6 protein-coding genes are annotated in these 6,928 nt (G+C 49.0%); 4 read left to right on the top strand and 2 right to left on the bottom strand.

Annotated features, from left to right (window positions below):
• Window positions 1-50 precede the first annotated feature (50 nt).
• The 4 genes from WC259_RS07090 to WC259_RS07075 are packed head-to-tail and all read left to right on the top strand — an operon-like array spanning window position 51 to window position 4,090.
• Complete coding sequence (locus WC259_RS07090; RefSeq protein ID WP_372643873.1) at window positions 51-905, top strand: glycosyltransferase family 2 protein; 855 nt, start codon at window positions 51-53, stop codon at window positions 903-905.
• Window positions 905-2,119 carry a glycosyltransferase family 4 protein gene (locus tag WC259_RS07085; RefSeq protein ID WP_015406811.1) on the top strand — a complete coding sequence of 405 codons (1,215 nt, stop codon included), beginning with the start codon at window positions 905-907 and terminating at the stop codon, window positions 2,117-2,119. The genes WC259_RS07090 and WC259_RS07085 overlap by 1 nt, the downstream gene beginning before the upstream one ends.
• A complete protein-coding gene (locus WC259_RS07080; RefSeq protein ID WP_015406812.1) occupies window positions 2,116-2,817 on the top strand; it encodes a bifunctional 2-polyprenyl-6-hydroxyphenol methylase/3-demethylubiquinol 3-O-methyltransferase UbiG in 702 nt (233 codons plus the stop codon). The genes WC259_RS07085 and WC259_RS07080 overlap by 4 nt, the downstream gene beginning before the upstream one ends.
• Window positions 2,798-4,090, top strand: coding sequence for a polysaccharide pyruvyl transferase family protein (locus WC259_RS07075; RefSeq protein ID WP_372643869.1), 1,293 nt, complete (start codon window positions 2,798-2,800; stop codon window positions 4,088-4,090). Before WC259_RS07080 ends, WC259_RS07075 begins: the two co-directional genes overlap by 20 nt.
• Here the strand turns inward: WC259_RS07075 and WC259_RS07070 are convergent.
• Both WC259_RS07070 and WC259_RS07065 read right to left on the bottom strand, forming a co-directional pair.
• A complete protein-coding gene (locus WC259_RS07070) occupies window positions 4,065-5,351 on the bottom strand; it encodes a Coenzyme F420 hydrogenase/dehydrogenase, beta subunit C-terminal domain (RefSeq protein WP_372643866.1) in 1,287 nt (428 codons plus the stop codon). The two genes, WC259_RS07075 and WC259_RS07070, sit on opposite strands and share 26 nt — an antisense overlap.
• Window positions 5,351-6,676: an MATE family efflux transporter gene (locus tag WC259_RS07065; protein ID WP_061977060.1), complete on the bottom strand. Its 1,326-nt coding sequence runs from the start codon at window positions 6,674-6,676 to the stop codon at window positions 5,351-5,353. The genes WC259_RS07070 and WC259_RS07065 overlap by 1 nt, the downstream gene beginning before the upstream one ends.
• Window positions 6,677-6,928 lie beyond the last annotated feature (252 nt).

Genomic DNA, 6,928 nt, shown 5'->3' with positions numbered 1-6,928 from the left:
CTACCAGAACGGGGAAATGAATATCTACTTTAATCAGGGGGCAAACTGAGGTGGAAGACTATGTACCGTTGTCTGTTATAGTTTGTGCCAGAAATGCTGAAAAAACTATCGGCTCCTGTCTGGAGAGCATAATGAAGAACAGTCCGGCCGAGATAATACTGGTAGACGGGGATTCCACGGATAAAACGGTTTCGCTGGCGGCGGCTTTTACCCAGCACATACTGAATGACCGTGGCAGGGGAACCAGCTTTGCTCACCAGATAGGTTCGGAAATAGCCGGCTATGATTACATAATGTTTGTAGATGCCGATGTGGAACTGCCGCCTTATGCCCTTGGGCAGATGTTTGCAGAGTTGAAGAAAGCCAAGTTGGATGGTATATATGCCCGAACCGAAGGGGCTGGGCAGGGTAATTTTTGGGAGAGGGCGGCTACAGATTTTCTGTCCTGCCGTCCCAATCCTGCCGGCATCTGGTTTGGGGCAGCTTTGGTTAGCCGGGATATAGTACTCAAATATGGCTTTGACTCCTTTATAAGCCCCGGAGATGACGTGGATTTTAACCGCCGTGCCTTAAGCGGCGGTTGCGTTTTCGGTGTTTCGGCGGTGCGTGTCAAACATCATCACCGTACCACTTTTAAAAATGTGGTTCATCAGTATATCTGGTACGGCAAAGGCAATTCACGGCTGGCATGGAAAAACGGCCTGCTGATTCTGCGTTTCTGGCCGCCTTTCCCGGCGGTGTATGGTTTGCTGTATTCTCTGGGACATTTTAAATTTCGTCCGGTATCGCTCCATCTTTTGGCGTTTGTATTTCAGAGCTGGGGGATGGTGTGCGGCCTGACCGAGCTTATTTTCAACCCCCCGCCGGACCGTCCTCGCCGCCCTTGCTGGAAGTGCGGTATCTGATGAATATACTTCATTTGGGTAGCGGCAGTCTGCAAACTCCGCCGGTGGGGTATGGGGGTATTGAAAGATATGTATTTGAATCTGCCCGCGGTCTGGCCGCCAGAGGCAACAGGGTAGTTATATTTGATATACGTCTGGACAGGGCTGATTTGGTGAGTGAGCAAACAGGAGGGATAGAGATAATCCGCCTGCATTGTTTGGTTGCTCACCGTTCTTCCAGTCTGTGGCTTTCCAATATTTATTCGGTGCTGAACCTGCTGGGTTTCAGCCTTAGAGCCCGCCGTTACATAAAGAAGAATAGCTTTGAAGTTATCCATATTCACCGTACTCTGGTAGGGCTGGTACTGGTACTGGTCTTGCCTTCGCAACGGGAGAAGATGATTTACACTGTGCATTCTCCGGTTTGGGTTATGCAAAGGGGTAGCTTTAAAGACCGTTTAAGCCGCAAACTGGATATCTTTATTATGAAACGCGTTCACCGGGTTATTGCCCAGTCAGCCCGGATTAAAAACATACTTGAGAGGGAAAGGGCGGCCCCGGGCAGGATAAGGCTTCTTCCCTGCGGGGTGGATACTTCGGCTTTCAACCCTGCTTCCCGATGCAGTTTTATCCGCCGAAAATATGGCATAGATGACCGGTTGTTAGTCCTGTTTGTAGGGCGGATAGTGCCTTATAAAGGGGTAGAATATCTGGTGAGGGCGGCAAATCTGGTGGTAAACAAAGCCGGTTTCCGCAAGTGTGCTTTTTTACTGGCCGGGCCTATGGCTGAGCACGGTCTGGATGCACTGGAACATGCTGCCTACCCCAAAAAGGTATCTAGCCTGATAGCTGAATATAACCTTGGGGATTTTGTTTTCCTGAGCGGCAGTCTGCCGCAAGATGATCTGCAAATGGTATTTGCTTCAGCAGATATCTTCGTGCTGCCTTCTCTGGCAGAGTCTTCACCGGCAGTGGTGCTGCAGGCACTGGCTTCGGGTTGTGCGGTTGTCGCCTCTGATATATCCGGTATACACGAACAGGTGGTAGAAGGGGTAAATGGTTATTTGGTAAAAGCTGGTGATGAAACAGAGCTGGCAAAGCGGATTCTAGAGCTTTTACAATCTCCCGCCAGACGGTCTGCCATGGGGGCTAACGGAAGGGAATTGGTCAAGAAGGGATTTGACTGGGGGGTTATCTGCGGACGCCTTGAGGGGATTTACAGGGAGGCGACATGAACAGGGTATTTGTAAAAAAACTGTTAAATCTTAGCCATCGCTACGGGGGGTATGTCCCCCTGTCCCGCCTAAACACGGTCAGCCGCTGGCTGGAAGGCGGCGGTGAAAGCTTGCTGGATATAGGTTGCGGAGGCGGGGAGGCGATGCTTTTCTTAAACCGCCGCAAGTCCTTTAAAACCTGCGGGGTAGATATAAACCCCATTCTTATAGCTGAAGCCAAAAACAAATCCAGCCACCATCAGTATTTTTGCCGGGATATCCTTAACCTGAATCTGGCTGATAAAAGCTATGACACGGTTATTTGTCTGGAACTCATAGAGCATTTGCCTAAAGATGAAGGGCTGAATCTTATTTTGAGGCTGGAGAAAATAGCCCGTAAAAGGGTTATTTTAAGCACACCGGTAGGTTTTTCCAGAGTGGAAGGTAACCACAATGAAGATGGCTCTGCCCACCAGTGCGGTTATTTGCCGTTTGAACTTAAGGAAATGGGATATCTGGTTCGGGGAAACCGTCTGCGTCTGGAGAGGGTCTGGTGGCCGTATCTCCTGAAGCGTTCGGCAGCGCTTGCCTCTGTCTACTGGGCTTTCTGGCTGGCGGCAGGGGTGGTTTTCAGCCCGCTGGCCTATTTCTTTCCTGACCGTATAGCTTCGGGCATGGTCTGTCTTAAGGAGGTTGGTTATGAAAGAAAATCCGGATAATAAACCGCCCCGTATACTGGTGCTTTCCAATGCAGATTTTGAAAGCCGTGGTTTTCAGGCCATTGTACGCGGTTTGGAACACTGTCTGGGTGAGTGCCTGCCGGGACTTACGCTGGAGTATTTCAGCTTTGCCCCCAAGCGATACTGCTATCTGGAAAGCAAAGGCTTAAAGCTGATTTCCCACCCCTGGGCTAATGGAAACTGTGAAACCCTGAATACTTTCAGCTATCTGGTGCTTATTCCCAAAAGCCTGCTTAGGGCTGTTTACTATAAATTGAGACCGGCTAAAAATCCTTATCGCCATTATAATGCCCTTTTGCATATAAACGTGGACTGTTTAAATGAGACTGATTACGGGTTTGTGTGTGTCTGCCTGAACTTGCTGAAAAGCTGGGCGGGTTTGCGGGCTTTTGGTTGCCCGCTCTTGACTGCTCCGGTGGATATCGGACCTTTCAATACACCGGTTAGCCGTTTTATGGGTAGGTATATACTTTCACGGGCAAAGCTGGTGGCCCTGAGAGATGAGCTGAGCTATGAGTATCTCCTTAAACTGGGGCTTAAACCTGAGCGCCTCTATCTGGGGGCGGATATGGCCTTTCTCATGCCGCCTGCTTCAAGGGAAGTTGTGAAAGAATTATTTATGGCTGAAGGGGTGGAAAATGATAACCGCTTTATCATAGGCATTTCCCCCAGTCTGTTCCAGATGGAGCTGAAAAATATATTTGCTGATTCGGCAGCTGACAAACCGGAAGTATATCTGATGCTGATAGCCGAACTGGCAGATTTTGCCGCCAGTACGTTTGATGCCGGTATTTACCTTATTCCCCACGTTCATCCTGATGACAGCCGGGTTTGCCACGAGGTTTATGCCCGTATGCAGCATAAAAACAGGGTGCATGTTTTCAGCGGGGATTATCCGTCTGAAACTGTTAAAGGACTGATAGGGGAATGTGATATTTTTATAAGCTGCCGCATGCACGCCAGTATTGCTGCTTTGTCACAGGCTATCCCCACCCTGACTCTGGGGTATCAGGAAAAATACTGGAAACTTTTGGGCAGCTATCTGGGGCAGTCTGACTATCTGGTAGATATCAAAAAGCCAAATCCACGGGATATCCAAGACGAGCTTAAACAGAAACTATCCTGTATGGCAGCCAATTGCCCTGCAATAAGCACCCGGATAAAGGAACGGCTGGGAATAATAAATCACAGGGCATCTGTGTACGGTCAAAGGGTGGCAGAGGTAATCAGCCGCGGGAAGCCTGTTTGCTGATAAATTTTTCGGCTATGCGGGTCAGCCAAACCCAAAAGTGCTTGGCCGGTTCTATAACCAGTCGGGAATTGGTCTTTCCCAGATGATAGTTTATTATCTGCTCCCAGGTGTAAAGGTAGGCTATTTTGCGGGCAGGGGGGCAGGGGTGGGAGTATTCGGGCAGTTTCCAGCCCAGAAGAGGCAGAATATTTTTCTTGGCTGCGTAGTCCTGCCGTTTGTTTCGCCACTCCATCACCCGTTTGTTTGAAAGCGGCTGAGATTTGATACACCCGTATCGGACTGCATTCCGGTAAAAATCCTGTACGGTATTACCCCTCACTATCACCGCCGATGTACCTTCATGGTCATATTCCAATTCCCTTAACCAGGCGTCTCCCAGAGAGATATCCGCCAGTTCGTTCAGCTGGTCGGTACACATCAGGCAACGGCGCGGGCTAAAAAAACCGTGTCCGTGATAGGGATGATAGTTTCTTAGGGGCAGAGTCAGGGTATCTCCGCAAGCCATCTCCAGATGCATATCCCCCGGCCAGCCGCCGGTACGATAATGGAGGCTTATTAAGTTAATTTTGTTTATTCCCTGCTGTTTCAGTATGTATTCTGTTCCTCTAAAGCTCATGGTGCTGGAGCAGACTATACCCAGATGCAGGACTATACGCTCTTTCAGTAACGGGTTTTGGTTTTCCGCTTTGCGGATAGCCTGAATATGGCAGGGCAAACCTACCACTGCGTAACGCCCCGGTTTAGCTGTTATTTCTGATATGGCTGAAGCGGCGGCAACCGGGCAATATTTAGAACCGGCAGCCTGTTTCAGTTCTTCCGGTGTGCGGGCAATGAAGCTTGCGGGAGTAAGCGGTGAAGAAGGATTAGCCCCGCTCACCAATGCCCCGTCTATCAGCCCTGTTTCCAATGCATAATTTAGCAGAGCGGTAGCTACCCCACCCGAAGTGGAAAGATTACGTTGCAGGTGGTCACTGCTGAAGGCAGTATAGCAACTATTTTGGATTAAAGAGGGCGATGCCCCGCCGAAAATTGCTTGCGAATAGCTGTCCAGATCTATACCTGTACCCGGACAAACCTTCAGGCATTTGCCGCAGCTTCGGCAGAGAGATGTATTTAGCCATGGCAGGTAAATGCCTTTATCAGGGGCAATCTGCATCTTTATGGCACCGGCAGGGCAGATAGCCTGACAGATACCGCAACCGCAACAGAGTTGCTGCCTGAGGGTTAGGAGGATACTCTTCGGCTCTTTTGGGGTATTCACTAAACGGAGGTACTCCTGTTGGTAATCAACCTGAAACCAACATAAACGGCACAAACAGATTGGGCAATCACCCAGGCCAAACCCGCCCCGTTGATACCCATTACAGGAATAAGCCCGAAACTTAATATCAGACTCAGCCCGGCAATCAGACAGTTTATCAGCATAAGCCTTTTCAGCTGTTTTATTACTCTCAAACTGCCCATATAGATTACGTTTAAAGACTGGGGTATAAGCCCCACTATCATTATCCGCAGTAAACCGCTAGATGACACAGCGTATTCCTGTCCGAAAAAAAGCAACACTTTGTCTGCCAGCAGGAATAATATAATAACCAGCGGGATAATAAGCCCCAAGCTTAGCTTCAGGCTTTTTTGGATATGCAAAGACAACCCCTTTTCATCATGTGAACCCTCAGTGAATAGGGAAGTCGAAATGGAGACGGGTATAGTGGTCAGGGCGGTGGCAGTGCTCCAACCTATGTAAAAATAGGCATTGGATTCTGCACCCAAAATTCCCAGTACCAGCAATGGCAGAAGCAAGGCCGGTGCTGAACCTAAAAATTGAGATAGGTTGTTGGACAGTGAGAAACCGAAGCTGGACTTGAGGTAAGGATAACAGATCTCAAAACCGGGGCGAAATCCGCCGGAGACTTTGGGTATGAAGCCGAAAATTGCCATAAATAAGGTGGCTATCAGGGCTATGCCCCAAGCAGAAAAAATACCGTTCTGGGGGAAAAGGCTGGCTAGAATTACCACCAGTATCAAACGAAGTCCGCTGGCTGCTACTACCCTTAGGGTAGAGTAACCGGAATGGCGGTGGGCTATCAAACTGTTATCCGCAATGGAATTAAGGGCAGTGGCGGCGGTGAATGCCAAAAATGAAACTGCCAGCAGGGGGCTTTGGCGCAGGAAGAGAAGTTCCGGTGACCAAATGCCCAATCCCAGCAGGAAGATACCCCCGGCCAGTATGGAAACTATGAGGGTCAGGCTGATAGAAGAATTTATAATGCTTTTAGCCGGATAAATATTTTGGGGCAGGAAGCGGATAATCCCGAATCCCAGCCCCAGATGCGAAACAGTACCCAGCAGGGATATAGCGGATATAACTGCCCCCGCCAGCCCAACCGCCGAGGGCGTAAAAAAACGGGCGGCCAGTATCCAGAAAACAAAGCTAAGGGCCGCACCTGCCCCTCCTCCTATTATCAGGAAAATGGCATTTATATACAGAGGGGAGCGAAGTTTTTCAAAAAACGGGTACGGTTTTGCAGTAGTTACCCGCATATCGGCAACTGCATCAGGGCGGGTTTTATTAAATATATATGCCACAAAGTCTCCAAGTCAGGGGTAGCGAATGGGCTATAAGACATATAATAGCAAAAATAACGTCAAAAGGCTATATAGTATTTGTAACAAAGGTTTGATACAGGGACTTAAGGTTGGGATATTTAGGGGGGCATATCCTGCCACTTGTACTTGGCGGCCATATTTTCTAAACTGATACAGATGAAACTTATGAAAAAGAATAGGGCAAGACTATTTCTTAGCCTGACGGTTATCTGTCTGGCGGGTGTATCCTTT

Source organism: Dehalococcoides sp. (genome assembly GCF_041654235.1).
GTDB classification, from domain to species: domain Bacteria; phylum Chloroflexota; class Dehalococcoidia; order Dehalococcoidales; family Dehalococcoidaceae; genus Dehalococcoides; species Dehalococcoides mccartyi_B.
This window is presented reverse-complemented; position numbering and strand designations above follow the sequence as displayed.

Excerpts from the sequence above, each read along its gene's own strand:
- WC259_RS07085 (WP_015406811.1), top strand. The coding sequence starts at position 905 with ATGAATATACTTCATTTGGGTAGCGGCAGTCTGCAAACTCCGCCGGTG.
- WC259_RS07075 (WP_372643869.1), top strand. The coding sequence starts at position 2,798 with ATGAAAGAAAATCCGGATAATAAACCGCCCCGTATACTGGTGCTTTCC.
- WC259_RS07080 (WP_015406812.1), top strand. The coding sequence starts at position 2,116 with ATGAACAGGGTATTTGTAAAAAAACTGTTAAATCTTAGCCATCGCTAC.